Source organism: Mycolicibacterium sarraceniae (genome assembly GCF_010731875.1).
GTDB lineage: Bacteria > Actinomycetota > Actinomycetes > Mycobacteriales > Mycobacteriaceae > Mycobacterium > Mycobacterium sarraceniae.
The window spans coordinates 1,493,722-1,520,564 of sequence record NZ_AP022595.1 but is presented as its reverse complement, the minus strand read 5'-3'; the positions used below and the strand labels follow the sequence as shown (position 1 = coordinate 1,520,564).

Here is a 26,843-nt window from a genome sequence, read left to right as displayed (position 1 = left end):
CCACGAAAGCAGGCAGCGTGCTCCCGGCTCAGTTCCGGATGACACGGTCTGCGGAGTTCGGCGCCACCATCAAGCACGGGGTGCGAGCGGCGCAGCCGGACATCGTCGTGCACGCGCGGCGTGAATCCGGGACCAGCGGCGGACCACGGATCGGACTAGTCGTCGCGAAATCCGTCGGCAACGCGGTGCAGCGGCATCAGGTGTCCCGCCGACTGCGGCATGTCGCCAAATCAGTCCTTCCGGATCTCACCCCCGACGAGCGGATCGTCATTCGGGCGTTGCCCACCAGCCGGCAGGCGCTCTCGGCCCGGCTGGAACAGCAGCTGCGGATCGGTCTGCGTCGTACTCACGATCTGATGGAGAAGGCGCGGTGACCCACCTTCCGGTTCGGGTGCTGATCTTCCTCATCGAGCTCTACCGCCACACTGCTTCGCCACTGCGATTGCCGACGTGCCGGTTCACGCCGACATGCAGTCAGTACGCGGTGGATGCGCTGACCGAGTACGGCTTGGTGCGGGGCAGCTGGCTGACGGTGATCCGGCTCGGGAAGTGCGGGCCGTGGCATCGGGGAGGATGGGACCCAATACCCGAGCGGTGCCCGCAGGCACCCGGGGCCGATGTCGAATACGACAGCAGGAGCATGAATGTTTAACTGGTTCAGCCTGGACATCATCTATTACCCGGTGTCGGGCATCATGTGGCTCTGGTACAAGCTGTTCGCGCTGATCCTCGGGCCCTCCAACTTCTTCGCCTGGGCGCTTTCGGTGATGTTCCTGGTGTTCAGCCTTCGCGCGATCCTCTACAAACCGTTCGTCCGGCAGATCCGCACCACCCGCCAGATGCAGGAGCTGCAGCCCCAGATCAAGGCATTGCAGAAGAAGTACGGCAAGGACCGCCAACGGATGGCGCTGGAGATGCAGAAGCTGCAGCGCGAGCACGGGTTCAATCCAATCCTGGGCTGCCTACCGATGCTGGCGCAGATCCCGGTGTTCCTCGGTCTCTATCACGTGTTGCGCTCGTTCAACCGGACCCAGGGCGGCTTCGGTCAGCCCCAGCTGTCGCCGGAACTGAACCGGTCGCTGGGGAACTACTTCTTCAGTGCGACCGACGTCGGCCACTTCCTGGACGCCAACCTGTTCGGCGCGCCACTGGGCGCCAACATGATCCAGACGTCCGGCTTGGATGCGTTCACCGAATTCAGTCGCCCTGCGGTGGTGGCGGTCGGTATTCCGTTGATGCTGCTGGCAGGTATCGCGACCTACTTCAACAGCCGGGCCTCGGTTGCGCGGCAGAGCCCTGAGGCCGCGGCCAACCCGCAGACCGCGATGATGAACAAACTCGCGTTGTACGTCTTCCCTCTGGGCGTTGTCGTCGGTGGACCGTTCCTGCCGATCGCGATCATTGTGTACTGGGTGTCCAACAACATCTGGACCTTCGGCCAGCAGCACTACGTGTTCGGCAGGATTGAAAAGGAAGAAGAGGCCAAGAAAGAAGAGGCCTTGGCCCGCCGCGCTGCGAACGCGCCGGCACCGGGCGTCAAGCCGACCAAGCCGAAGAAGAGTACGACGCCAGCCAATGGTTCGGCGGCCGAGCCGGCTGACGATGCTGTAGATGTGGCTGCCACCGGGACGGACATCGAGACGGACTCCGGGTCGGAGAAGCCGGCCGACGGCGGTACGACCGACCGCACCCCGCGCCCCGGCGCGCGGCCCAAGAAACGTAGGCGTTGACCGGAGATAGCTCCGGCGAAAGAGGGAGAGACACATGGCGGAAGCCGATATCACCGACGTGACCGCAACCACCGAAGCAGTCGATCAGGTGGCGGAAAAAGGTGAGGACTTGGAAGAGCGTCTCGTCGCCGAAGGAGAGATCGCGGGCGACTACTTGGAGGAGCTGCTCGACCTGCTCGATTTCGATGGGGATATCGATCTCGATGTCGAGGGCAATCGCGCGATCGTGAGCATCGACGGTGGCGAGGATCTGTCTAAGCTCGTCGGCCGCAAGGGCGAGATTCTCGATGCGCTCCAAGAGCTGACTCGACTGGCCGTGCACCAGAAGACCGGCGAGCGAAGCCGGCTGATGCTGGACATCGCGAACTGGCGCCGTCGCCGTCGCGAGGAGTTGAGCGCTCTGGGCGACAAGGTGGCCCGTCGCGTGCTGGAGACTGGCGAGCGTGAAGAGTTGGCACCCATGACGCCGTTCGAGCGCAAGATCGTGCACGACGCCGTTGCCGGTGTGCAGGGTGTGCACAGCGAGAGCGAAGGCGTCGAGCCCTCGCGTCGCGTTGTCGTACTGAAGGGCTGAAGTTACATCGATGTAGTTCGATGCCGGAGGCCGAGATGACCGGAGGATGTTTCACGTGAAACATGGCGCTGCGCCCCCGCCTCCGATAGCCGCCGAGGCGGTCTTCGGCGACCGGTTGGGCCAAGCCCATCGCTACGCCGACCTCCTTGCCGGTCCTGGTGTCGAGCGGGGGTTGATTGGTCCCAGAGAAGTTGAGCGTCTCTGGGACCGACACATCCTGAACAGTGCGGCGGTCGCGGAGCTCATCGAGCCAGGCGCGCGGATCTCGGATATCGGAAGCGGCGCCGGTTTGCCTGGTCTGCCGATTGCGATCGCGCGCCCCGATCTCCACGTGGCTTTGATCGAACCGATGCTGCGGCGCGTCGAGTTCCTCGACGAGGTTGTTGCGGTGCTCGACTTGCCGATCGAGATCATCCGTGGTCGGGCCGAGGAGCCGAATGTTCGTACGCGCGCCGGGGGAGCGGATGTCGTGGTCTCGCGGGCGGTGGCATCTCTGGACAAACTCACCCGATGGAGTCTCCCGTTATTGCGCCCGGGGGGTCGGATGCTGGCCATGAAAGGCGAGCGGGCCGAGGAGGAGGTGCTCGAGGGGCGGCGCGGGATGATGTCGCTAGGCGCAACCGATGTGAGGGTGATGAGATGTGGCGAGAGCTATTCGGATCCACCCGTGACCGTAGTGATCGCGGTCCGGGGGGAACGAGCGCCAGGCGCGAAACGGCCCACGCGGACCGCGGAGAGAAGAGGATCATGACTGTCCCATCGAACCCCGATCCGTCGGGTAAGTCGGACGCCGATGTTTCACGTGAAACATGGAAGGCGACCGACAACTACGAGACGCCGATCGGTGCCGCGGCCGAGCGTGCCATGCAGGTCCTCCACACGGTCGCCGGACAGTTACCCCGGCCCCGCAGCCGCCGGGTGTTGACGGTCGCCAATCAGAAGGGTGGCGTCGGGAAGACGACGACGGCCGTCAACATGGCAGCCGCGCTGGCCGTCCAAGGAATCAAGACCCTGGTGATCGATCTCGACCCGCAGGGCAATGCGAGCACCGCGCTGGGGATCGCCGACCGACGCTCCGGCACACCGTCGTCGTACGAGGTGCTGCTGGGGGAGATTCCGCTGCAGGCCGCGATTCAGCAGAGCCCGCATAGCACCCGGCTGTTCTGCGTGCCCGCCACGATCGACCTCGCCGGTGCCGAGATCGAACTCGTCAGCATGGTGGCGCGGGAGAACCGTTTGCGTACCGCGCTGGCCGCCCTCGACGATTCCGACTTCGACTACGTCTTCATCGACTGCCCGCCGTCGCTCGGGCTGCTCACCATCAACGCACTCGTGGCGGCGCCCGAAGTCCTGATCCCGATCCAGTGTGAGTACTACGCACTGGAAGGTGTCTCGCAGTTGATGAACAACATCGAGATGGTCCGGGCTCACCTCAACCCGCGACTGTCCGTCTCGACCGTCATCCTCACGATGTATGACGGCCGGACCAAACTGGCCGACCAGGTCGCCAACGAAGTGCGCCGCTACTTCGGCGACAAGGTCCTGGGAACGGTGATCCCGCGTAGCGTCAAGGTGTCCGAGGCGCCCGGCTACAGCATGACGATCATCGATTACGATCCCGGTTCACGCGGTGCGATGAGCTACCTCGACGCCAGTAAAGAACTCGCGCAACGAGCCAACCCGGCCTAGTGGAGGCACAGTAATGACCCAGCCGTCATCGAAGAAAAAGGGCGGCCTCGGCCGGGGCCTCGCATCGCTGATCCCCACCGGGCCAGCTGCTGGCGGCCCGCGACTGGGCGACGCGGCAGCCGATGTCGTGATCGGTGGTGTTCCGCTGGGTGTGGACAGTGTGGGTGCGGTCTACCGGGAAATCGACCCCGCGGCGATAGAGCCCAACCCTCGCCAGCCCCGCCAGGTCTTCGATGAGGAAGCGCTCGCGGAGCTGGTGCACTCAATCCGTGAGTTCGGGCTCATGCAGCCGATCGTGGTGCGCGCGGTGGCGGACGCCGCGACGGGAGCGCCGAGCCGCTACCAATTGGTGATGGGGGAGCGTCGGTGGCGCGCCGCGCAGCAGGCCGGGTTGGCGACCATCCCGGCGATTGTGCGCGAGACCGCCGAAGACAATCTGTTGCGCGACGCACTGCTGGAGAACATCCATCGGGTGCAGCTCAACCCGTTGGAAGAGGCGGCGGCCTACCAACAGTTACTCGAGGAATTCGAAGTCACTCACGACGAACTCGCCAGCCGGATCGGACGATCACGTCCGGTGATCTCCAACATGATCCGGTTGCTGCGACTGCCGATCGCGGTCCAGCGCCGGGTCGCCGCGGGCGTGCTGTCAGCCGGACATGCTCGGGCGCTGCTCTCGCTGGAAGCCGGCCCGGAGGCCCAGGAAGAGTTGGCGGCACGCATCATCGCCGAGGGATTGTCGGTGCGTGCCACCGAAGAAGCGGTCACCCTCGCCAACCGGTCGGACACCAAGGCACCGCCGGCCCCGCGCCGTAAGCCGATTCAGATGCCGGGTCTCCAGGATGTCGCCGAACGGCTGTCGAGCACCTTCGACACCCGGGTCACGGTGAGCCTCGGGAAGCGCAAAGGCAAGATCGTCGTCGAATTCGGGTCGGTCGACGATTTGCAGCGCATTGTGGACATGATGAACCGGCCGGGAGCGTGAAAAACCAGGTCTCGCCATACCAGCTAGTTCCGTCACAGTGACGCCAACGCCGGTCAGCCTTCGCTGCCGAACTCCTGGAGCGAGGAATTGCCCAGTGCGCCAACCTTTTTGGTCGCAGGAGAGCCTAGATTTCGGTTGCTCGGCCAGCACTGGCACGTTCGGTGTCGGCTCTCCTATCCTGAAGGGGCTGTCGTGCACATGTGCACCGCCTGAAAGCCGGGGAGGCTAGTGTCCGTTCGCATCATGCCGCTGCGACTCGAGGCGTTCGAGCAGTTACCGAAGCACGCCCGCCGATGTGTGTTCTGGGAACTCGACCCCGCGACGCTCGACGCCGGTGACTACCTTCCCGATCCCGAGTTCGAGAAGGAAGCGTGGCTGTCGATGGTCATGCTGGAGTGGGGATCGTGCGGTCAGATCGCCAGTAAGACACCCGCCGAGGGATCGGACGCCGATGAGGATGAGCCGTGCCTCGGTTACGTGCTCTACGCGCCGCCGCGCGCGGTGCCGCGCGCGCAGCGTTTCCCGACCGGACCGGTCAGCGCGGACGCCGTGTTGCTGACATCGATGGGCGTCGAACCGGGCCAGAGCGATGGGCTGACGCATTCGTTGATCAGCCAGGTGGTCAGCGAGCTCGTCCGTCGTGGCGTGCGGGCATTGGAGGCGTTCGGCCGGACCGCCGACACCGCCGAGCTACTCGACCCCGACACCGCTGATCCCGAGCTGAGCCCGGCCATCGAGGCGCTGGGGGACTGCTCCTTCGACCAGTGCATGATCGGCGCCGACTTTCTTCTCGGCGCGGGCTTCACCGTCGTCGCCCCGCATCGCTATTTCCCGCGGCTGCGTTTGGAACTCGACAAGGGACTTGGCTGGAAAGCTGAAGTCGAGGCGGCACTGGAACGATTGCTGAAAAGTGCGCAGCTGCAGGAGCCGGTCGGAGCCGGCGCGCAGCTGCGCGGTTAGCAGCTCAGAGAGCGGGCCGGGCCTGTTCGACCGACAGTTCGTGAGCGAGGAGCTCGGCGAAGGTAAACGTGCCGGTGGGCCGGTCGTTCTTACCCAACAGGTACAGCCGCTTGACGGCAGCCAGGATGCCTTCGGCAATCGCATCGCGATCCTGGTTGGTCACCAGCATGGAGCGGTCCCGCGGGTTGGTGATGTATCCGACGTCGACCTGGACGGTGGGCATTCTGGTGAGCCGCAGCAGGTCCCAGGTCCGGCCATGGGTCCGGCAATCGCGTAACCCGGTGCGCGCCACGACTTCTCGTTGAATGAAGTCGGCCAGGTTGCGACCGATCGTCGAGACTGATCCGTGTGAGCTGCCAAAGTAGAATGACGCCACGCCATTGGCCGACGGACTGGGCTGGGTTTCGCAGCGCAGGCTGATCATCAGATCGGCGCCGACGGTATTGGCGATGGCTGCCCGCTCGGCGTCCAGTGGGCTGCGATTGGCCGGCCGCGACAGGAACGTCTCCATGCCGATGGCCGTCATCCGGCCTTCCAGCCGAGATGCCAAGTCCCACAGGATATCTGCTTCGCTGATCGGACCATGAGGACCGGTGGTGATCTGCCCGTGGTCACCGCCGCCGCGGCCCGGATCGATGATGATCCGCTTACCCGACAGCCTGGGACCGGAGCGGCGGACCAACTCCTCTTCCCGGATGGCGTGCAGCGAGCCCCCGGTGACCCGTGAACCCAGAAAATACAACGAGCGCAATGTTTCTGGGCCGCAGATACCGTCAGCGGCCATGCCGTACTCACGTTGATACGACATCAGCGAGTTGTGCGTCTGCAAACCGAAGTAACCGTCCACCAACGCGGTGTAGAAACCCAGTTCCTGCAGCTTGGACTGCAGCGTGGCCACATCGTCGCCGTACATCGGGGCGCCGAACTGGTGGACCAGGGTGCGCGCCCCGAGCCGATAGGAGGCTTCCTTGAGCGCACGGTAGGTGGCCTCGCCGACGATCCCGTCGACCAGCAGGCCCCGGCGCTGCTGGAACGCGCGTACCGCGTGGTCGAGGTCGGCGTCGAACACATCGGCCGCGATGTGCCGTCCGGTGGTGAGGTTTTCATCGGGGTTGTCCACCAGACCCAGCGCAGCCAATGCCCCACGAATTTCGACGACGGCACCGCTGCGGTCACCGCGGCGCAAGACATCACCTCGGCCGCTCCGGTCCCAGGAGGCATCGCTCCCGGAACCGTGGCGAAGACTCGACATGCAGGGCCCTTCGGTCACCATTGTCAGCGGGCTAGTGAAGCCCTGACGATTGCTCACAGGCTAGGAGGCATTCTCTCAGAAGCCTGCCGCATTCCGGAAAACGGCAGGCGAAGCCGCCTATAACGGAATCGTCTCGGTCTCGGCTGTGACCTAGACGATGTCGGCAATCTCGCGAAGCAGCGCAGCCTTGCCCTTGGCTCCGACGATCCGCTTCACCGGCTGACCGTCCTTGAACAGGATGAGCGTCGGAATCGACACCACCTGAAAGTCGCGGGCGGTGCTCGGGTTTGCGTCGACATCGAGCTTGGCCACGGTCAGCGAACCCGCCTTCTCGGTGGCGATCTCCTCGAGGACCGGGGCGACCATTCGACACGGACCACACCAGGTGGCCCAAAAGTCAACGAGGACAGGGGTTTCGCTGGACAGGACGTCCTGGCTGAAGGAGTCGTCGGAAACCGTTACGGTTGCGCCGCCGTCGCTCATTGATGTGCTCCAATCATTTCGGTGTCTGCATCGGCATCGGCATCGGCCAGCCATCGCTCCGCGTCGATCGCTGCTGAACAGCCCATCCCCGCGGCGGTGATGGCCTGCCGGTAGGTGTGGTCAACCAGGTCGCCGGCGGCGAACACGCCGTCCAGCGACGTCGCGGTGGTGCGCTCACCGACCAGCACGTAGCCCGCGGGGTCGAGGTCTACGGCACCGCGGACCAGCTCCGAGCGCGGATCATGACCGATCGCGACGAACACGCCGGTCACCGGCAGGGTCGATTGCTCGCCGGTGAGCACATGGTGGACGCGCAGGCCGGAAACGGTTTTGTCACCTTCGACGGCGTCGACCGCGGTGTTGGTGAGGAAGGTGATCTTTTCGTTGTCTTGCGCGCGCTCGAGCATGATCCGGGAGGCCCGGAATTCGTCGCGGCGGTGCACCAGCGTGACGCTGCGCGCGAAGCGGGTCAGGAACGTGGCCTCTTCCATTGCGGAGTCGCCGCCGCCGATGACGGCGATGTCCTGGTCTTTGAAGAAGAATCCGTCGCAGGTCGCGCAGGCGCTGACACCACGGCCGAGCAGTTCCTGTTCGCCGGGAACGCCCAGGTACCGAGCCGCAGCGCCCATCGCGAGGATGACCGAGCGGGCGAGGTGGGTCTCGCCGTCGCCGGTGACGACCTTCTTGACCGGTCCGTCCAGCTCCACCGACTCGACATCTTCCATGCGCAGATCAGCGCCGAAGCGCAGGGCCTGCTCGCGCATCTCGTCCATCAGCTCGGGGCCGGTGATGCCCGAGCGGAAGCCGGGGAAGTTCTCCACCTCGGTGGTGGTCATCAGCGCGCCGCCGAAGGAGGTGCCTTCGAAGACCAGGGGCTGCAGCTGCGCGCGGGCGGTGTAGATCGCCGCGGTGTAGCCGGCGGGGCCTGATCCGATGACGATCACGTCATGAATTTCGTTGGCGCTCATTCCAGCCTTTCTGCCCGGTCCCGGGCTGCAGGCCGAAAGCCTGCGCGTCGGGTGCCGTGAGGGCACCTGGTCAAACAACAGGGTAGGCCGCGCTGTTCCCGGCCGTGCACTATGGGCGGCGCACGGTCGTATCGGCGAGCAGTCCAGTGGCGACCGAGCTGCAGGATGCGGCGACGGTCACCCCGACGATGACATCAGGCTGGTCGCCGGGCAGCACCAGCACGACGGCGGGCCGGCCGTCCACTTGCAGGGTCGCAGCGCCCAGGACCTGCACCGAACTGGGGTAACCCAGCGCGCTCAGGCACGCTGCGCGCCGCTTGGGGTCGGCCAGCGGGCCGAAGTCGGGGCTACGGGCGATCAGCGCGTTGAGCTCACGACTGGATATCGGCATTGTGGGCGTGACGGTGATCAGGCTGGCGCTGGTGAGGGTGCTGGTTGTGGGACCGGAGGAGTCCAGCAGTGCGGTGGTCCCGAGGCCGACGGCGGTCAGCACGGCGACGAGGCCGACACCGGCCGCGATCTGCCGGCCGCGTCGGATTCCCGGGCTGCGGGCGTGCGCGGCCCCCGGAGTGGCTCCCGGGGTGACGGTATGGGTGGGCTCCACCCGACCAGTGTGCCGGGAACATCAGCGTCCGGGGAGATCAGCACAGCAGACCGATCAGCCGTGCCCGTCCCCGGGCGCAGCGGCTCTTGACGGTGCCTTCGGCGATACCCAGCAGCACGGCGGCATCGGCCACCGAGTAGCCGTGCATGTCGACGGCCAACAGCGCCGCCCGCTGCTCGGCGGGCAGCCGCATCAGCGCGCGCCGTACCACCAACATGGTGTCCACCTGGGCGGTCCGATCGCCGACCGCCTCGCTGTCGGTCAGCTCGATCGTGGGTTGTGCAACGGTACGGCGCAGCCGGTCCAGGCAGGCGTTGACGACGATGCGGTGCAACCAGCTGCCGACGGCCGCGTCATGCCGGAAGGAGGCGGCACCGCGGTGTGCGGCCAGCATGGCGTCCTGCATCGCATCGGCGGCGTCCTCGGGGCTGCGGGTCTTCCGCCGGGCCAACCGGTACAGGCGGAGGCGGTGGCGACCGATGAGTTCCTCGAACGCGTAGCGATCACCGGCGACGTGTGCGATCAGCAGCTCGGCATCGCTGCGGGCGATGGTCGGGCCAGGAAAGCTGAGCATGGCCGGACGGTAATGAATACCGCAGGTCCGGGCACTTCACCCGAGCCCGGCCCTGTGAGCAAGTTGTTAGGACGCAGCCTTGACGGTGAGCCCGGAGATCTCGGTCTTGTTCTTGCCGTCGGTGGTGCCCATCGTCGAGATCCACACCACCAGGTATGTCGTCGGCGCCTTTGCGTTGACCTGAATCGTGTTGGTGCCCGGCTGCAATGCGGTGGGCTGGGTCAGCACGGTGGTGTCGTCGAGGGTGGTCGGGTTGGCTGTCGAAGCTGACCGGATCTGAACCTGAGTGCCGGTGCTGGGCACGGTCAGCGACACACTGCCGACGGTGGTCGGCTGAGGCAGCTGCAACAATAGACCGACGCCGTTCTTGAAGTTGGGGAACGGATTCGGATCGGTATAGGTGTCGGTCGGCCAGCCGGGGCCGCTCGAGAGAGCCAACTCAGCCTTGTCCGGGTTGTCGGCACCACCACCCGGTGAAAAGACGCTCACCTTGACGGGTTTGACGGTGCTGCCGCTGGGTGCGTTGCTCGCGCTCTGCGATGTCGACGGGTTCAACCCGAGCTGATCGCCCTTCAGGCCGCTGCCGACATCGCCGAAGATGCTGGACAGTACCGACCCCAGCACGATCAGGGCGATCACCAGGATCGCAGCGCCGACGCCGACGCCGATCAGCAGATTGCGCCGACGCCGGGCCTGCGCTTCGGCGTCGGGTCCGGCATCGGGCCGCGCGGGCGCCGGCCCGACCGGCTCGATCAGGTCGGTGCGGTCGGCCACTGCGGTCGCCTGCTGAAGCAGATTCAAAAGTGTTGGAGCTGAAGAGATTCCACCGCCAACCTGGACTGAGCGAGCCGCTGCTGCCGAGATCTGGAACGGGATGGCGCCATCGACCGCACGGGGTTCGAGTGGTTCACCGGTCGGGCCGGTTTCAGCGGGTTGCAGCCCGCTGGGCACACCCTTCTCCGGCAACGGCCAACGATCGACGAGCAAGGCGTAGAGCGCGGCGCCGATCCCGCGGATATCGTCCTCGGGAGTGGCGGCGGGCATGGTCGCCGGAAATGCCAGCGCGACATCACCTTCGATGCTGACTCGAACCCGGCTGGGGTGATCGATGGACAGCGCGACGCCCGAGCTGTGCGCGGTATCGGCCGCTGCGGCCAGCGACTGGACCGCCCGCGCGCCGCCGATGGGGGAGGGCGAGGTGTCGGCCACTTCTTTCAGCGACCCGCCCCTGATCCACTCCGAGACCACTAGACCGCCAGCGCCGGTATTGGCGACGTCGAGCACCCGGGCGATACCCGGCCGCTCAAGACGGCTGAGTTTTAGTGTGCGGGAGAGGATTTCGTCGACCTGAGCGTCGCTCATGGTTCGGTCGGGGTCGACGAACGTCAGTGCCACCTGCCGGTCGAGCGCGGTGTCCAGCGCCTGCCAGAACTGCAACCCCGGCGGGCCACCGTGGGATACCAGCAGCCGGTAGCGCCCGCCGGCGATGCTGGCACCGGGGATGAGGTGGGCCTCGTCATCGCCGGCAGCCGGCTCGGCCGCCGGTTCGCGCGGCGGTTCGAACGCCAACGGCTCGCGGCTTGGATCACCGGTGGAGTCGGCGGGAAGCCTGCCCGAGGGTTGGTCGTTCACCTCCGGTCCTTTCCCCGTCGCGTCCGCCGTTGTCTCGTACCGGAGTGGCCGGTGCCCGGTTCCGGACGAATTGCTGTGCTCAGGGTACGTGACCGGGGTGCGGACCTGCGGCCGGTCGAGTGCAGTGCTGCCAGTGGCGATCACCGGTGGGGTCCTGGTGATGCGGCACCGGATCGCGCCCCAGGCGGCGACGGCGTCGGGCACGCGCGCCGCCAGCATCACGGCGGCCAGGATCGGCAGCATGATCACACCGAGGATCAGCAGCCTGAGCAGCGAGCCGACGCCACCGCTGTGCTCGGTCAGCGCCTGCAGGCCCAGCACTCGGTCTGCCACGTAGGCGATCAGCCCGGCCAGCAGTGACGCGGCCGTGGTGACCAGGATGGTTCGGATCACGTCGAGTTCCAGCAGCTTGCCCCGGCGCGGTTTCAGCGCCCGATGCAGCAGGACGTAGCCCAGGACGGCGCCGGCCAGGAACCCGATGCCGTTGGCCAGGCCCAGGTAGCCGGCGACCAGTTCCTTGTCGCTGGTCAGGTGCGGCGCCAGCAGTGAACCCGCGATCTTGACGACGGTGATCACGATGATGATCAGGATCGGCGTCCAGGGCTGTTCGCGGGCGTAGAAGACCCGCAGCTGCAGCAGCACCAGCGCATAGGGGATCAGGGTGAACGCCGACAGGCTGATCGCCATGCCGAGGTAACTCGCGTCGACCTCGCCGAACTTGCCGTAGGCGAACAGTGCGCTACCCATCGCCGGCCCGCCGACGGTCATCAGCGCCACGACCGGGATCAGGGTCACCATCGTCAGCCGGGTGGCCAGTGACAGATCGGCGAGCATCGCGCGGGTGTTGTTCGCGGCGGCGTTACGGCTCAGCCGCGGCATCACCACTGTCAGGACGGTGACGCCGATGATGCCGAACGGGAGCTGCAGCACCAACCAGGTGTAGGCGTAGATCGCCGGGCCAGACGCCGCCGCGGTGCTGGCGATCTGATTGCCGATCACCAGGCCGACCTGACTGATCAGCACGTAGAGCACCATGGCGCCGGCCATCGCGCCGAACCGCTTGAGCCGGTCGTCGATACCCCACAGTGGGCGCAGGTTGATCCGCTCGGCGCGGATCGCGAGCAGCAGCACGACGGTCTGGGCCACCACTCCCAGCGTCGTGCCGATCCCGAGCACCAACAGTTTGGCGTTGCCCATCTGGACTGGGTCGAGCGAGAGGGAGCCCGGCACAGCGAGATACAGACCCATCGTGGCGATCGCGACGATGTTGTTGACCACGGGGGCCCAGGCCGGCGGCCCGAAGACGTTGCGGTTGTTCAGGATTGCCATGAACACCGAGGACAACCCGTAGAAGATCACTTGGGGGAGAAGCAGATACGCGAATGCTGTGGTCAGCGGCTGGTTGACTTGCGGGTCGTCGCCCAGCATCAGCCGGACCAGTAGCGGGGCCGCTGCCACCGACACGATGGTGGCCACCAGCAACAACGTGGTGGCGAGTGTGACCAGCCGGCGCACGAAGGCCGCGCCGCCGTCGGCGTCGTCGCGTTCCGCGCGCGCCAGCACCGGGACGAAGATCGCGGTGAAGGTGGCCTCCAACACCAGTGCCGCAATAAGATTCGGCAGCTGGTTGGCCACGGTGAACGCACTGGACAGCGCCGCGCCGAGGATCGCGGCCAGCAGCACGATCCGGATGAACCCGGTGATGCGGCTGATCAGGGTGGCCAGCGCCATACCCCAGGAGCGCGATACCACCGCGGCGTCGGACAGTTCGGCGCGTACCGGGCGACCGCGGGGATCTGCCCGCACGCCGGCGGGTGCCCGTCCGGGCGGAGGTTTCATCGACGGTCCTCGGCGCTGGCCCGTCGCGGACGGTCGAGGTCGGCGGGGTCGGGCTCGCCACGGAAGCGGTGATAGAGCCGGCGCCCGACGAGCAGCGCCAGCACCGTGCCACCGATCAGCGTGATCGCGAACAGCACCTTGCCGTAGGCATTGGAATGCACCGACAGGCGAACCGGCTCACCCAGCTGCAGCCCGTCGGGGGTGCGCAGCGTGACGTCGACGGCGACCCGTTGCGTGAAGTGGACCTCGATCGGAATCCGCAGCGGCAGATAGCCCGGGGGTACTTCCTGCTCGCCGAGATCGGTGACGGTCATCCCGGGCGGTGCGTCGACCTGAATTCGCACCCGGATCGGCACGGCCAGGTCGTTACGCACGGCCAGTGGCAGCGGGCTGTGCTCGGTGGCCAGCGTGTAGGAACCCCCCGGATTCACGATCGTCACCGCCCCGAACAGGTCGGTGATCGTGGTGCCCACGGCGCCCAGCCGGCGGCGGGCCAGGTCGTTGCGCTCGTCGGCCGGCTCGGTCTGGCTCAGCGCGCGCAGCATGTCCTCGCGCAGCGGCGCGGTGTACTGGGGCCCGGTCAGGCCGGTGCGCGGGTCGGTGGTCAGCGCCGCGGTCAACCCCCACAGCCGACCGATCTGAACGGTGATCGTCGAGATGACGTCATCGTCGAACTGGCCGCGCGCGTCACCGGCAAGCCGGCCGCCGGGGTTCGTGGCCGCGGTGGCCTGGCCGATGACCGCATCCAGTGGGCGGGGGACCGCCAGCCCCGAATGGATGGTGGTGGCCAGAGCGCTCAGCATCGACTGCGCATCGGTGGGTTGCGGGCTCCACTTCAACGGCGGCAGCAGGATTTGGTCGCGCGGTTCGGCACCCGGCTGCAGTGCCCGCCACAGCATCGAGGCGACCGCGTCTTGACGGCGGGCGACGGTCGAGTCGTGGTTGAGCGGGACGTTCAGCGACGGGTCGAGGTAGGTCGGCAGGTCGGGGTCGGTGCCGACGGCCGCCAGCGCGGCGCCGACGGCCGGATCGAACGGCACCATCACTACCTGCGGCGACAACCGGCGCGGGGCGACGTCGGCGATCATCGGCTCGCCGGTCGCCGAGTCCTGGGCGGTGCAGTCCGCTGCGGCGATCGCCACCGTCGAACCCTGGCCGCTCAGCAGCTCTACCGCGGGCGGGGTGAGCGGGCCATCACCGAGGATCGTGGCGCCGCGCACCGAGGTGACGCCGAGGATCTGATCGATGATGTCACCGGTAGCACTGGTTGCCGCGGTGCTGAGCCCGGCGTCACTGATCCGCTGCAGCGCCCCGAGATCGGCCTGCGCGTATGGAGTGGAGACCACGCACATCCGTTTGGCCAGCTCGCGCAGCTTGGTGAGCCAGGCCGTCGCCGCCGCCTGCCCGGCGCCTGGGTGGGCGGCGGGGCCCAGGCCGTCGGGTGCGTCGGCGACGACGTAGCCCGCTGTCATCGCGTTGACGGTCACCAGAAGGTCGGGGTCAATAGCCAGGCACAGTGCGCGGCCGGTCCCCCCGCCGGGATCGACCGCCGGGCTGGTCGCGAATTCGACCGCAGACAGCAGGGTGTCCAACCGGCCGCCGGCCGCCAGTGACACCGCCAGATCGTCGTTCATCAGCCGGACCGGGGTGGTGCCACCCGGCACCCCGGGGGCGAGGCGCGGTTTGTCGGCCAGCGGCCACAGCATGGTCACCGCGACGGGCCTGCCAGTGTCGGGGGGCACGACACCGGCCACGGTGTCGGATGCCGGATCGGACGCTTCCGGCGGCACGCCCAGCACCGGCAACAGGAACCGGGCGTCGTCGAGCCGGGCGGCCGCGCCGTAGTCGGGTGTGCCGTTGATGTTCACCAGCAGTGGGTACACCCCGGGTCGGTCGATGCCCAACGACGGCCCGGTGCCCGAGCGGATCGGATAGCTGAAGGTGAAGCCGACAGCCTGCCCGCGCTGCATTTCGGTTGCGACCGTGGTGAATTCACCGACCGGCTGGAATTGGTCGTTGGCACCGTCGAGGTTGGTCCGCAGCCCGGCCGACGAGGTGACCGCGCCGGCCTGCTCGAGGCGAGCGACGACGTCGTGCACGGGTCGGTCACCGATATTGGTGACGGTCCCGGTGACGGTCACGGTCGGCTCACTGGTCGTGGTGATCAGATCCGGTGTCACGCTGTCCACCCGCACCTGGAGGAACGGGGCAGACCCGGGTTCGCCAGCGGCGGCCGGCGCGATCGTTGGCATCGCGAGCAAGGCAAGCACGCCGAGGATCGCCATGATCCGGGGCAGAATGCCGACCCGCCTCGGCGTGGTCACGTTCCCGGTCCGCAACCGTTCGTCCGCGGGCCGGATTGACGCGGCCCGGCGTCGTCGGAGCGACGGTTGCGGGTGTGCGAATGCGTTTGGGGCCGCCGGCGGGGAGTGGTGCGCGGCAGTGGTGGCAACGCGGAGACACCGTCGGACTGCAGCAGTTGGATGAGTTCCCCGGCGACTTCGGCGAGCCGGCGTTCATCGGCGTAGGCCAGCCGCTTCGGCAGTTCACGGATCGGCACCCACGCGACTTCGGTGACTTCGACGTCTTCGTCGCTCAGCTCCCCACCGGAGAACTGCAGGAGGTAGTGATGCACGGTCTTGTGCACCCGGCGGCCTTCGGTGACGAACCAGTAGTCGATGCTGCCGAGCGCGGCCAGAACCTGACCGCGGATACCGGTCTCCTCGGCGACCTCGCGGACGGCGGTCTCCTCGGCCGTCTCGCCCTGTTCGATGTGGCCCTTGGGTAGTGACCACAGCATCCGGCCGCGCCGGTCGACCCGGCCGATCAACGCGGCCACCTGGTCCTCGGGCGGACCGTCGATACCGTCGATAACCAGCCCACCCGCGGACGTCTCGTGAACGGTGCGCAGCCGTGTCGGGGCGCGCCGCGACGATCGGGGCCGGCCGGGTTTGCCGGGGCGGGGTTGGCCGTTTCCGCTGCTGGGGGCCGGGGACGGAACGGAGGTGTCGGAGGTTTCGGTGTTGGCGGCGTCTGCTGCGGTGGGATTTGCCGGACCTGCCGCGCGACGGCCGCGGCGCCGACCCCGGCGCCGTCGTGGTTTGGCCCGTTCGCCGTCCGACACCCAAGCGATAGTAGCTGGCACGGCATGGCCTCCCGACCACACTCGCCGGTAGTGAGTCGCTCGTCTGCCGACTAGGCTCACGCCACGTGTCCGAAGCCACCCACGATGTCGAGCTGCTCGCGCAGGCCCTCGTCGCCCTCAACCGACACGGTGGGGTGCTGCGCGATATCGGTGGCCGGTTCGCTACGGCGGGCCATGAGCTCTACCTCGTCGGCGGCAGTGTGCGCGACGCCGTGCTGGGCCGGCTGACCACGGACCTCGATTTCACCACCGATGCCCGGCCGGAAGTTGTTCAGAAGATTGTGCGGCCCTGGGCCGATGCGTTGTGGGATACCGGTATCGATTTCGGCACGATCGGCGTGGGCAAGGGCGAGGATCGGCTGGAGATCACCACGTTCCGCGCTGACAGCTATGACCAGGTGTCGCGCAACCCACAGGTCAACTACGGCGACCGGCTCGAGGACGATCTGGTGCGCCGAGATTTCACCGTCAACGCGATGGCGGTGCGTATCACCGCCGACGGGCCCGGCGAGTTCATCGATCCACTCGGCGGTCTGACGGCAGTGCGTGGTCGGATTCTGGACACTCCGGCGGCACCGGAGGTGTCATTCGGTGACGACCCGCTGCGGATGCTGCGCGCGGCGCGGTTCGTCTCGCAGCTGCGGTTCGATGTGTCCGACCGGGTTAGGCGCGCGATCGTGGAGATGGCGCCGCAGCTGGGGCGGATCACCGTCGAACGGGCGGCCGTCGAGCTGGACAAGCTGCTCCTGGGCGTAGACCCCGTCGCCGGCCTGGATCTGATGGTGCAGACCGGGCTCGGTGATGTGGTGCTGCCTGAGATCGGCGGTATGCAGATGGCCATCGACGAACACCATCAGCACAAGGACGTGTACCAGCATTCGTTGACGGTGCTGCGGCAGGCGATGGAGCTGGAAGAAGAGGGACTGCCGGATCTGGTCCTTCGCTGGGCTGCGCTGCTGCACGACATCGGTAAGCCGGCCACCCGCCGCCACGAGCCCGACGGCGGGGTGAGCTTCCATCACCATGAGGTGGTCGGCGCCAAGATGGTCCGCAAGCGGATGCGGGCGCTCAAGTACTCCAAGCAGATGGTCGACGACGTGTCGCAGCTGGTGTATCTGCACCTGCGGTTCCACGGATACGGCGACGGCAAGTGGACCGACTCGGCGGTGCGCCGCTACGTGGCCGACGCCGGACCGCTCCTGCCCAGGCTGCACAAGCTGGTTCGCGCCGACTGCACGACCCGCAACAAGCGGCGGGCGGCCCGGCTGCAGGGCAACTACGACCAACTTGAGACCCGGATCGCCGAGCTGAGCGCCAAGGAGGATCTGGCGCGGGTGCGCCCGGATCTGGATGGCAACGAGATAATGCGACTGCTCGGCATCCCCGCCGGGCCCCAGGTGGGCCAGGCGTGGAACTTCCTCAAGGAGCTGCGCCTGGATCGCGGGCCGCTCGAGCACGATGATGCCGTCGCCGAATTGCTGGCGTGGTGGAATGAGCGGAACCCGAAGGGCGATCCCGGCGTCTGACACGGGTATGGACTACTGCCTGGGATCTGGCGACGGGACGGCGACGATGTTCAGCGGCCAGGCCGCGGTGGATGTCGACGGCGACGGTGATCTCGACGGGGTGCGTCTGGATATCGACGGTGACGGCGTGTTCGATGACGCATTGGCCGACTTCGATGACGACGGCCTGGCCGATCACGCCGCGCTCGATGTCGGCATCGCAGGCGTTCCAGCGCGTCTGTACACCGACGACGGATCTGGCGCCTGGGCGCTCACGCCGGCGGGCTCCGGTGGCGGGCCGCTGCGGTGGTTCGGCCTGGACGGTGTCGAACACACCTCAAGTGGCGCAGTCGATTTCGATGGAGACGGCCGGCCGGATCGGTTACTGGATGTGGACCGTGACGGGCTGGCCGACCGGGTGTTGCGGGCCGGGGCGGCCGGCGGTTTCGATAAGGGCTACGTCGACACCGACGGCGACGGCCGGTGGGATCTCACATTGGTCGACGCCGACGGTGACGGCGGTGCCGATGACGCCAGCCCGGTGTAATTGCTGGCCGCCGACACCACGCAGACCCCGCCCGATTCGAGTAGCGGGCGGGCGATCTCAACGTCCCGGCGGGGCACGACGCCGAGCAGGTACTGCTGGGCTTGGCCGACGTAGGTGAGCGAATCGCGCACGGTGAACAACGACCGCTTCGCTAGGGGTGCTGTGGTTCGGATGGGTCCGTTGTGCAGCCGCGGGTCGGGCGGGTTGAGCCACTGGTCGCTGATCACGAACCGGGCCCGCCCTGGTCGTAGGGCGGGTGCCGTACGGGTTGGTGGTGAGCGGGGCTGTCGTGGCTGGCGGTGGGGTTTGGCTGGAATAGGTGGGCGCGGGGACCCCCGAGCAGGCGGCCGCTACCGGCGAACAGTCGGCCAAAAGGAATTAAAACTGGACGTGAGCACGTGGTGCGCTATCTGCCCATGCCGGGAGGACCGGCGAAAGCTTGGGCGATTTCTAGCCACCGCGCGGCGTCGGCGCCGTGTGCGACAACGTCGATCTGGGCCCGGTTGCGTCGCTGTGTGACCAGACAACAGAAGTCCATCGCGGAGCCGGTGACGCGCTGAGTGGCGTCCTCGGGACCCCATGTCCAATGGGTTCCGTCGGGTGCGGTCAGGTCGACGTGGAACGGTTCGGTGGGTGGGGTCAGCTGGTGCACCGAGAACGCGAAATCACGGGTCCGCACACCGAGATGGGCGATCGACTTCAGCCGGCTTGTGGGCTGCGGGACGGTGCCGAGGGCGTCGGCGACGTCGAGACCATGCGCCCAGGTTTCCATCAATCGCGCGGTGGCCATCGACGCCGCTCTCATCGGCGGCCCGAACCACAGCAGCTTGCGTCCTTCGGTCACCCCGCGCAGCGCGGTGTGCAGTGCGGTGCGGGTCTGCCGCCACTGCGCCAACAGCTCATCGGGCGCGCTCAGGGCCACCTCTTCGGCGGCCTTGTCGACGAAGCCCAGGGGGTCGGCCCAGGACGCCGCCAGTACGTCGCGGAATGCGGTTTCGTCGGTAATCGAGGTGAGCGATGTGCGATCGGTCCACAGCAGATGGCCGATCTGGTGGGCGATTGTCCAGCCGGGCGCGGGGGTCGGCTGGGCCCAGCCGGTCGGGTCCAGCGGTGCGACGAGGGCGTCGAGGGCGTCGCTCTCGTCGCGCAGGTCGTCGACGATCGGGTCTGCGGGAACCATGAGCCCAACCTAGATCCCGCGTTGCCTGCGCCGGCCCACAATCGCGTGCGCCGCCAAGCCGACCAGATAGATCGCCGAGCCGGAAAGCGCCAGCGCTGGGGAATGGCCGTCGGCCGGGATCACCCCAGCCGCCAGCGTCGTCGCCAGGATGAATGACACCCAGAACACCGAGTCCTGTACCGCGAAAACGTGGCCGCGAAGCGCGTCGTCGACGTCGATCTGCATGGCGACGTCGGCGCACAGTTTGACCATCTGGCCGGCCAGTCCCAGCAGGAAACCGCATCCGAGCATCACCGCCAACTGCAGTGTGGCACCGGCCAGTTGGATGAGCGCCGCACACGCCAGCGCACCGTTGGCGGTCGCATACCGGCCCCAGCGCTTGATCGCCATCGGGGTGCAGATGTTGGCCAGGAACGCGCCGCCACCCGTGGCCGCGACGAACACGACAGCGGTGCCCAGGCCTGCGACGGCGACCCTCGCAGTATCGGTGTGCCGCACGATGACCAGCACCAGCAGGGTGTTGATCCCGAACACCATGCGGTGGCTGGCCAGACCGGACAGGGTGGCCGCGACGGTGGGGGTGGCCGCCACCGCGCGGGCACCGTACAGCCAGCCGGTAGCCACCGCATAGAGGACCGACCCGTGCACGGCGCGTGCGGTGTCGTCGGGTCCCAACTGGTGGCGGGGGAACCGCAGCGACAGCAGGAACGCGATCGCGACGGGAACGGCCACCAGCGCCATGGTCGTGGCCGCGCCGGTATCGCCAGAGCCGAACAACCAGCGGGGCAGCAGCATGAAGTTCGCGCCGAGGAAGGTGGCGGTGGCTCCGGTCGCGGTGGCGACGGAATTCATCGTCACGACCTGCTCGGGCGGCACGACATGCGGCAGCGCCGCTGACAGCCCGGAGGTGACGAACCGGCTGAACCCGTTGAGGATCAGCGCCCCGCAGAGCACGGTCATATCGCCGGCGCCCACCGCCAGCAGCCCCGCCACGCTGATCACCAACACCAGCCGTGCGAGGTTGGCCGCCACGAGGACCGTGCGGCGGTCCCAGCGGTCCAGCAGTGCGCCCGCGAAGGGCCCGACGATCGAGTACGGCAGGAACAGCACTGCGAACGCGCCTGCCACCGCCCACGGGCTGGCGGCCCGCTCCGGGTTGAACAACAGCCCACCGGCCAGACCGGCCTGAAAGAGGCCGTCACCGAACTGGCTTGCGGTCCGAAGCTCCAGCAGCCGCCAGAACTCGGGCAGGCTGCGCACCGACCGCCAAAGCGAACCGGATGCGCGGCTGTCGACCATCGGACCAACAGTACAAATATCCACACGCGCCCGTTACCGCAGCAACACCTCCGTGATGCCATGATGGTGGGGTGTCACAGCACGAGGACCCCGAAGATTTCGTGGCGCCCGCGTCGAACAGGGTGCGGCCCGGGACCCTGCTGTTGGCCAACACCGATCTCTTGGAGCCGACGTTTCGTCGCAGCGTGATCTACGTCGTCGAGCACAATGACGGCGGCACGCTGGGTGTGGTGCTCAACCGCCCGAGCGAGACCGCCGTTTACAACGTGTTGCCGCAGTGGGCGACGTTGGCCGCCAAGCCCAAGACGATGTTCATCGGCGGGCCGGTGAAGCGCGACGCCGCGCTGTGCCTGGGCACCCTGCGGGTCGGCACCGATCCACAGGGCATGCCCGGGCTGCGGCACGTCGCCGGCCGGATGGTGATGGTGGACCTCGATGCCGACCCCGAGCTGATCGCCCCGGCCGTCGAGGGGGTTCGGGTTTTCGCCGGCTATTCCGGCTGGACCATCGGCCAGTTGGAAGGTGAGATCCAGCGCGACGACTGGATCGTATTGTCCGCGTTGCCTTCTGATGTGCTGGTCGAACAGCGGGTGGATCTCTGGTCGCGGGTGTTGCGACGCCAGCCGCTGCCGCTGTCGATGCTGGCCACCCACCCGATCGACGTCAGCCGGAACTGACCGCCGGCGCGTCGACCCGGGGTGCCCCGCCGAGCGGCATGAGCACCAGGCCCAGCAGCGGGAACACGACGAATGTGGTCGCCAGCACCAGCAGGAATGTGTCGACACCGATGCCGGGACAGCCGTGCGCCCATCAGGTCGTCGCGGGGCTCACTTGCAGGACAGGGTGCAGCTTGCGCAGCTACCGGCGCAGCTGGCTTCGGCTTCCCGGCGCGCGGCGTAGCGCGCGCCCTGCCAGGAGCCGGCAGCCACGGTTCCCACCGCGCCGAGCACGCAGACGATCACCACGGTCAGCGCAATATGCGCCGGTGCCGCCAGGGCGGCCGATCCGCCAGCGGCCAGCATCACGGCCGCGGCCAGCTGGGTCGGGGCAACCGAGCGCAATACCTGGCCGGTCACGTCCACGGCAGCGGGCCGGGTCAGCGTCCAGACACCCGAACCACCGATCAGGACGGCCATCCCAAGGCACACCACGCCGACGACGAACATGGGGCCACAATACGATCCCGGGCTCAGTGCTGCGCGAGCGGATCCGCGGGAGCTGGTGGCGGCAAGAGCGCTGCCAGCGGGTACGCCGGATCGGGTGCCGGGGCGGCAGGCGGCGGCGGGGGCGCCGGGGACGTGACCTTGAAGCCGTTCACGATCGCGTCGGTGGCGTCGGCAGTGGCGACCACCTGGTTGGCCGCGGTGGTCACGAACAGCGAGACCAGGTAGCGGTCGGGTCCGGACGCGACGATCACGTGGCGGCGCGAGGTGTTCAGCGTCATATCGTTCTCGCGGTAGGTGCCTTCGATGATCGACGAGGGGAAGCCGTTGAAATCGGCCATCGACGCGTCGGTAGCCTGCCACGCCGTGAGCTGCTGGCTGTCGACGTAGCCGTGGGTGATGGCGTCCTTCGGGTCGAAGTTGCCGACCAGCTTGTGGACCGTCAGCTGGGCGTTGGAGGTGTAGAGCCCGTCACCGCCGAGGCGGTCGGCCAACACGGTGAACGCGTCGGGCACGTTGGGGTCGGGGACGACGCTCCAGCCGCGCGGCATGGGCAGCACCAAGTTGAGTCCGGTGAAGCCGGCCGCCTTCTGCGGCTCCATCTTCACGCCCTTCTCCTGGAAGAAGTCAGCGAGCGTGCCGGATGTGGCGGGGACCAGAGTCTCCGGCGCGGCGGCGGGAATCGCGGGGGCTGCGGCCTGCTGGACGACGCCCGGCTGGGGCGCGACGACCTGGCCGGCGGCCGGGACGGCGTTGGCACCCGCGACCTCGGGGGCAACGGTGACGGTCTGGGTGACGGTGACGGGAGCCGGCGGCAGGGGAAGGGCCGGGTCGGCGGAGGCGCTGGCGCCGGTGAATCCGAGGACGGCGGCTGTCCCTGCAGCCACACCACCAATTACCACCCGCCAATTACGGGCAATCGTCATCATCGCTGCTGTCCTTTTCCACACGTTCGGGCCAGGTGAAACCCTCTGCCAGGGGCCGACTGTAACCACCTGCCGAGGCGCGCGGATAGGGCTGGAACCGAGCTGGAACCAACCGTCGGCCGCACTGCAATTCAACCGATATCGCGTCGTTGCAGACAGTGCGACCGGGGTCACACACCGCTATCGCCGGGGTGGCTCCCAAACCGGCCCTTATACCCTGTGTGACGTGACCGAATCGCCGACCGCCGCACCTGCGGACCCTGACGGCTCCGATAGCGATGTGCCGCGGCACCGCTACACCGCCGAGCTGGCCGGGCGGATCGAGCGGGACTGGCAGGAGAACTGGCAATCGTGGGGCACGTTCAACGTGCCCAATCCGGTCGGCTCGCTGGCCCCCGCCGACGGCGCGGCCGTGCCCGACGACAAGATGTTCGTCCAGGACATGTTCCCCTACCCCTCGGGTGAGGGCCTGCACGTCGGGCACCCGCTGGGCTACATCGCCACCGACGTCTACGCGCGCTACTTCCGGATGACCGGCCGCAATGTGCTGCACGCGTTGGGCTTCGATGCTTTCGGGCTGCCCGCCGAGCAGTACGCGATCCAGACCGGCACCCACCCGCGGATCCGCACCGAGGCCAATATCGTCAACTTCCGTCGGCAGCTGGGCCGCCTGGGCCTCGGGCACGACCGGCGGCGCAGCTTCTCGACCACCGATGTCGACTTCTACAAGTGGACGCAGTGGATCTTCCTAGAGATCTACAACGCCTGGTTCGACACCGACCAGAACAAAGCCCGTCCGATCGCGGACCTGGTGACCGAATTCGCCAGCGGCGCACGCAGTCTCGATGACGGCCGGGCGTGGTCGGCATTGTCGGCCGGGGAGCGCGCCGACGTGATCGACGGCCACCGGCTGGTCTACCTGTCCGATTCGCTGGTGAACTGGTGTCCCGGGCTGGGTACGGTGCTGGCCAATGAGGAGGTCACCTCCGAGGGCCGCAGCGAGCGGGGCAACTACCCGGTGTTCCGGAAACGGTTGCGGCAGTGGATGATGCGCATTACCGCCTACTCCGACCGGCTGCTCGACGATCTCGAGGTGCTGGAGTGGCCGGACAAGGTCAAGGCCATGCAGCGCAACTGGATCGGCCGCTCCACCGGTGCGTCAGCATTGTTCGGGGTCGACGGTACCGATATCGAGGTATTCACCACCCGGCCTGACACCCTGTTCGGCGCCACCTACCTGGTGCTGGCGCCCGAGCACGACCTGGTCGACACCCTGGCCGCCGCCCAGTGGCCCGACGGTGTGGACGCGCGGTGGACATCGGGTGCGGCTAACCCGGTCGAGGCCGTGGCCGCCTACCGGCGTTCGATCGCCGCAAAGTCCGACCTGGAACGTCAGGAGAACAAGACCAAGACCGGGGTGTTCCTCGGCGCGTACGCGACCAATCCGGCTAACGGTCACCAGGTGCCGATCTTCATTGCCGACTACGTGCTGGCCGGCTACGGCACCGGTGCGATCATGGCCGTGCCCGGTCATGACCAGCGGGACTGGGAGTTCGCGAATGCATTCGCACTGCCCATCTTGGAAGTCATTGCCGGGGGCGATGTTTCGGAGGGCGCCTATACCGGCGACGGCGCGCTGGTGAACTCGGGCTACCTCGACGGGCTGAGTGTCGCAGACGCCAAGCAGGCGATCACCGAGCGGCTGGAGGCCGACGGCCGCGGCCACGCCCGGGTCGAATACAAGCTTCGGGATTGGCTTTTCGCGCGTCAGCGGTACTGGGGCGAGCCGTTTCCGATTGTCTACGACGCCGACGGGCGAGCTCATCCGCTGCCCGACGCGGCGCTGCCGGTGGAGCTGCCCGCTATCACCGACTACGCGCCGGTGCACGTCGATCCCGAGGATGCCGACAGTGAGCCGTCACCGCCGCTGAACAAAGCCACCGAGTGGGTGCACGTCGAGTTGGACCTGGGCGATGGCCTGCGGTCCTACACTCGCGATACCAACGTGATGCCGCAGTGGGCAGGAAGCTCCTGGTACGAGCTGCGCTACGCCGATCCGCACAACTCAGAAGAGTTCTGCGCCAAGGAGAACGAGGCCTACTGGATGGGGCCGCGACCCGCGGAGCACGGCGCGACCGACCCTGGCGGGGTGGATCTGTACGTGGGCGGCGTCGAACATGCCGTGCTGCACCTGCTGTATTCGCGGTTCTGGCACAAGGTTCTTTACGACCTCGGCCACGTCAGTTCGCGGGAGCCTTACCGGCGCTTGGTGAACCAGGGTTATATCCAGGCGTTCGCGTATACCGATTCTCGTGGCTCCTACGTTCCGGCCGCCGACGTCGTCGAGCGTGACGGCACGTTCCTCCTGCCCGGTGCCGACGGGGAGATCGAGGTCTTTCAGGAGTTCGGCAAGATCGGCAAGAGCCTGAAGAATTCGATCTCGCCGGACGAGATCTGCGACGGCTACGGTGCCGACACGCTTCGGGTTTACGAGATGTCGATGGGTCCGCTGGAGGCGTCGCGGCCGTGGGCGACCAAGGACGTCGTCGGCGCACACCGGTTTCTGCAGCGGGTGTGGCGACTGGTGGTCGACGAATCCACCGGCGAGGCAAGGGTTTCCGAGTACGAAGCGTTGGACGAGGACACCCTGCGGTTGCTGCACCGCACGATCGCGGGGGTGTCGGAGGATTACGCGGGCCTGCGGAACAACACCGCTGCGGCCAAGCTCATCGAGTACACCAATCACCTCACCAAGGAGGGCATCGGCGCGCGCGCGGCGCTGGAGCCGCTGGTGCTGATGGTGGCCCCGCTCTCACCGCACCTGGCTGAGGAACTCTGGAAGCGGCTAGGTCATCCGAAGTCGTTGGCGCACGGCCCCTTCCCGGTGGCCGACCCGCAGTATCTGGTGACCGACACCGTCGAGTACCCGGTCCAGGTCAACGGCAAGGTCCGCGGCCGCATCACGGTTGCCGCCGATGCCGACAAGGCGAGCGTGGAGGCCAGCGCGCTGGCGGATGAGAAGGTGCAGGCGTTCCTGGCCGGTGCCACCCCGAAGAAGGTCATCGTGGTGCCCGGCCGCCTGGTCAACCTCGTCGTCTAGCGATCTCGGCGCGGGTCAGCGCGGGCGGACCACCACCTGATGGGTGTGTGCGTCGGGCGGAGCGGCGATCACGTCGGCGACGACCCGGGCGACCGTCGAGGCCTTGAGGTATTTCGCCGGGTCGTACTGGCCGCCTTCGTAGGCGACCAGATCCTCCTGCATCTCGGTGGCGACCCGTCCGGGATGCACGCTGGTGACCCGCAGGCTGGGTTCATCGGCACGCAGCGAGTCGGCGAACGCGCGCTGCGCGAACTTGCTCGCCGAGTAAGCCGCCAGCCCCGGCGAGGCGTTGAGGCCGGCGCCGGAGTTGATGAAGACGACGTGCCCGCGGGCGGCCCGCAGTGCCGGTAGTAGCGCCAGCGTGAGGGCGACGGGCCCGGTGACGTTGACTTCGAAACACGACCGCCACTGCTCGGGTATCGACTCGTCGAACCGCCCGGGATGCGAGACACCCGCGTTGTGGACGAGCACGTCGAGCTCGGCCAGCGGCTCGGCGGCGGCCTCGATCGCATCGTGGTCAGTGAGGTCGAAGGGCCAGGTAGGAGCGCCGAGGCGGGCGGCGACGGCGTCGAGCCGGGCAGACGGCCGGCCCGCCAGCAGCAGCGTGTGTGTGGGAGCCAGCGCCTCGGCGATCGCCGAACCGATTCCGCCACCCGCCCCGGTGATCAATGCTGTCGGCACGTTCACA

At 67.5% G+C, this 26,843-nt stretch carries 25 protein-coding genes; 12 read left to right on the top strand and 13 right to left on the bottom strand.

Features of this window, described 5'->3' with window-relative positions; genetic code table 11:
* Window positions 1-17 precede the first annotated feature (17 nt).
* The 8 genes from rnpA to G6N13_RS07725 all read left to right on the top strand — a co-directional run bounded on the left by rnpA (window position 18) and on the right by G6N13_RS07725 (window position 5,938).
* Window positions 18-374, top strand: coding sequence for a ribonuclease P protein component (gene rnpA / locus G6N13_RS07760; protein WP_163695969.1), 357 nt, complete (start codon window positions 18-20; stop codon window positions 372-374).
* Entirely contained in the window at window positions 371-652 is a 282-nt protein-coding gene (yidD, locus tag G6N13_RS07755; protein WP_163695967.1) for a membrane protein insertion efficiency factor YidD, read from the top strand. The genes rnpA and yidD overlap by 4 nt, the downstream gene beginning before the upstream one ends.
* Window positions 645-1,730 (top strand): membrane protein insertase YidC, encoded by a 1,086-nt coding sequence (yidC, locus tag G6N13_RS07750; protein WP_163695965.1) that lies wholly within the window; start codon window positions 645-647, stop codon window positions 1,728-1,730. The genes yidD and yidC overlap by 8 nt, the downstream gene beginning before the upstream one ends.
* 34 nt (window positions 1,731-1,764) lie before the next feature.
* On the top strand, window positions 1,765-2,304 hold the full coding sequence (locus G6N13_RS07745; protein ID WP_163695963.1) for a Jag family protein: 540 nt from the start codon (window positions 1,765-1,767) through the stop codon (window positions 2,302-2,304).
* Between the two features lie 46 nt (window positions 2,305-2,350).
* Window positions 2,351-3,055 carry a 16S rRNA (guanine(527)-N(7))-methyltransferase RsmG gene (rsmG, locus tag G6N13_RS07740; protein WP_163695960.1) on the top strand — a complete coding sequence of 235 codons (705 nt, stop codon included), beginning with the start codon at window positions 2,351-2,353 and terminating at the stop codon, window positions 3,053-3,055.
* The gene (locus tag G6N13_RS07735) at window positions 3,052-3,993 is read left to right on the top strand and encodes a ParA family protein (RefSeq protein ID WP_163695958.1); all 942 of its coding nucleotides are present in this window, start codon (window positions 3,052-3,054) and stop codon (window positions 3,991-3,993) included. The genes rsmG and G6N13_RS07735 overlap by 4 nt, the downstream gene beginning before the upstream one ends.
* A 13-nt stretch (window positions 3,994-4,006) precedes the next feature.
* Window positions 4,007-4,978 carry a ParB/RepB/Spo0J family partition protein gene (locus G6N13_RS07730; protein WP_163695956.1) on the top strand — a complete coding sequence of 324 codons (972 nt, stop codon included), beginning with the start codon at window positions 4,007-4,009 and terminating at the stop codon, window positions 4,976-4,978.
* A gap of 228 nt (window positions 4,979-5,206) precedes the next feature.
* Window positions 5,207-5,938, top strand: coding sequence for an acetyltransferase (locus G6N13_RS07725; RefSeq protein WP_163695954.1), 732 nt, complete (start codon window positions 5,207-5,209; stop codon window positions 5,936-5,938).
* 4 nt (window positions 5,939-5,942) lie between these two features.
* Here G6N13_RS07725 and G6N13_RS07720 read toward each other — a convergent pair whose 3' ends face one another.
* The 8 genes from G6N13_RS07720 to G6N13_RS07685 all read right to left on the bottom strand — a co-directional run bounded on the left by G6N13_RS07720 (window position 5,943) and on the right by G6N13_RS07685 (window position 16,414).
* On the bottom strand, window positions 5,943-7,190 hold the full coding sequence (locus tag G6N13_RS07720) for an N-acetylmuramoyl-L-alanine amidase (RefSeq protein ID WP_179965102.1): 1,248 nt from the start codon (window positions 7,188-7,190) through the stop codon (window positions 5,943-5,945).
* A gap of 150 nt (window positions 7,191-7,340) precedes the next feature.
* Window positions 7,341-7,673, bottom strand: a complete 333-nt coding sequence (gene trxA / locus G6N13_RS07715; RefSeq protein ID WP_163695951.1) for a thioredoxin — start codon at window positions 7,671-7,673, stop codon at window positions 7,341-7,343.
* The gene (gene trxB, locus G6N13_RS07710; RefSeq protein WP_163695949.1) at window positions 7,670-8,641 is read right to left on the bottom strand and encodes a thioredoxin-disulfide reductase; all 972 of its coding nucleotides are present in this window, start codon (window positions 8,639-8,641) and stop codon (window positions 7,670-7,672) included. The genes trxA and trxB overlap by 4 nt, the downstream gene beginning before the upstream one ends.
* A gap of 109 nt (window positions 8,642-8,750) precedes the next feature.
* Window positions 8,751-9,245, bottom strand: a complete 495-nt coding sequence (locus tag G6N13_RS07705; RefSeq protein ID WP_163695947.1) for an RsmA family anti-sigma factor — start codon at window positions 9,243-9,245, stop codon at window positions 8,751-8,753.
* A gap of 37 nt (window positions 9,246-9,282) precedes the next feature.
* Window positions 9,283-9,819, bottom strand: coding sequence for an RNA polymerase sigma factor SigM (gene sigM / locus G6N13_RS07700; RefSeq protein ID WP_163695945.1), 537 nt, complete (start codon window positions 9,817-9,819; stop codon window positions 9,283-9,285).
* 66 nt (window positions 9,820-9,885) lie between these two features.
* The gene (gene murJ / locus G6N13_RS07695; protein WP_163695942.1) at window positions 9,886-13,290 is read right to left on the bottom strand and encodes a murein biosynthesis integral membrane protein MurJ; all 3,405 of its coding nucleotides are present in this window, start codon (window positions 13,288-13,290) and stop codon (window positions 9,886-9,888) included.
* Window positions 13,287-15,575, bottom strand: a complete 2,289-nt coding sequence (locus G6N13_RS07690; RefSeq protein WP_235678048.1) for a DUF6049 family protein — start codon at window positions 15,573-15,575, stop codon at window positions 13,287-13,289. Before G6N13_RS07690 ends, murJ begins: the two co-directional genes overlap by 4 nt.
* 35 nt (window positions 15,576-15,610) lie before the next feature.
* Window positions 15,611-16,414 (bottom strand): NUDIX hydrolase, encoded by an 804-nt coding sequence (locus tag G6N13_RS07685; protein WP_179965101.1) that lies wholly within the window; start codon window positions 16,412-16,414, stop codon window positions 15,611-15,613.
* 86 nt (window positions 16,415-16,500) lie between these two features.
* On the opposite strand from G6N13_RS07685, the gene G6N13_RS07680 reads away from it, so the two are divergent.
* The gene (locus tag G6N13_RS07680) at window positions 16,501-17,961 is read left to right on the top strand and encodes a CCA tRNA nucleotidyltransferase (RefSeq protein WP_163695936.1); all 1,461 of its coding nucleotides are present in this window, start codon (window positions 16,501-16,503) and stop codon (window positions 17,959-17,961) included.
* 7 nt (window positions 17,962-17,968) lie between these two features.
* A complete protein-coding gene (locus tag G6N13_RS07675; protein WP_163701856.1) occupies window positions 17,969-18,487 on the top strand; it encodes a pullulanase in 519 nt (172 codons plus the stop codon).
* A 406-nt stretch (window positions 18,488-18,893) separates the two neighbouring features.
* Here the strand turns inward: G6N13_RS07675 and G6N13_RS07670 are convergent, their stop codons facing one another.
* Window positions 18,894-19,667 (bottom strand): TIGR03084 family metal-binding protein, encoded by a 774-nt coding sequence (locus tag G6N13_RS07670; RefSeq protein ID WP_163695934.1) that lies wholly within the window; start codon window positions 19,665-19,667, stop codon window positions 18,894-18,896.
* Window positions 19,668-19,676: 9 nt separating this feature from the next.
* Complete coding sequence (locus G6N13_RS07665) at window positions 19,677-20,966, bottom strand: MFS transporter (protein ID WP_163695932.1); 1,290 nt, start codon at window positions 20,964-20,966, stop codon at window positions 19,677-19,679.
* A gap of 71 nt (window positions 20,967-21,037) precedes the next feature.
* Here G6N13_RS07665 and G6N13_RS07660 point away from each other — a divergent pair, with 71 nt between their 5' ends.
* The gene (locus tag G6N13_RS07660) at window positions 21,038-21,643 is read left to right on the top strand and encodes a YqgE/AlgH family protein (RefSeq protein WP_163695930.1); all 606 of its coding nucleotides are present in this window, start codon (window positions 21,038-21,040) and stop codon (window positions 21,641-21,643) included.
* A gap of 150 nt (window positions 21,644-21,793) precedes the next feature.
* On the opposite strand, the gene G6N13_RS07655 is transcribed toward G6N13_RS07660, so the two are convergent.
* Window positions 21,794-22,132: a hypothetical protein gene (locus tag G6N13_RS07655; protein ID WP_163695928.1), complete on the bottom strand. Its 339-nt coding sequence runs from the start codon at window positions 22,130-22,132 to the stop codon at window positions 21,794-21,796.
* Between the two features lie 23 nt (window positions 22,133-22,155).
* Window positions 22,156-23,058 (bottom strand): LpqN/LpqT family lipoprotein, encoded by a 903-nt coding sequence (locus G6N13_RS07650; protein ID WP_163695926.1) that lies wholly within the window; start codon window positions 23,056-23,058, stop codon window positions 22,156-22,158.
* Between the two features lie 223 nt (window positions 23,059-23,281).
* On the opposite strand from G6N13_RS07650, the gene leuS reads away from it, so the two are divergent.
* Window positions 23,282-26,155 carry a leucine--tRNA ligase gene (leuS, locus tag G6N13_RS07645; protein ID WP_163695923.1) on the top strand — a complete coding sequence of 958 codons (2,874 nt, stop codon included), beginning with the start codon at window positions 23,282-23,284 and terminating at the stop codon, window positions 26,153-26,155.
* Window positions 26,156-26,170: 15 nt separating this feature from the next.
* Here leuS and G6N13_RS07640 read toward each other — a convergent pair whose 3' ends face one another.
* Entirely contained in the window at window positions 26,171-26,836 is a 666-nt protein-coding gene (locus tag G6N13_RS07640; protein ID WP_163695921.1) for an SDR family oxidoreductase, read from the bottom strand.
* Between the last annotated feature and the right edge of the window lie 7 nt (window positions 26,837-26,843).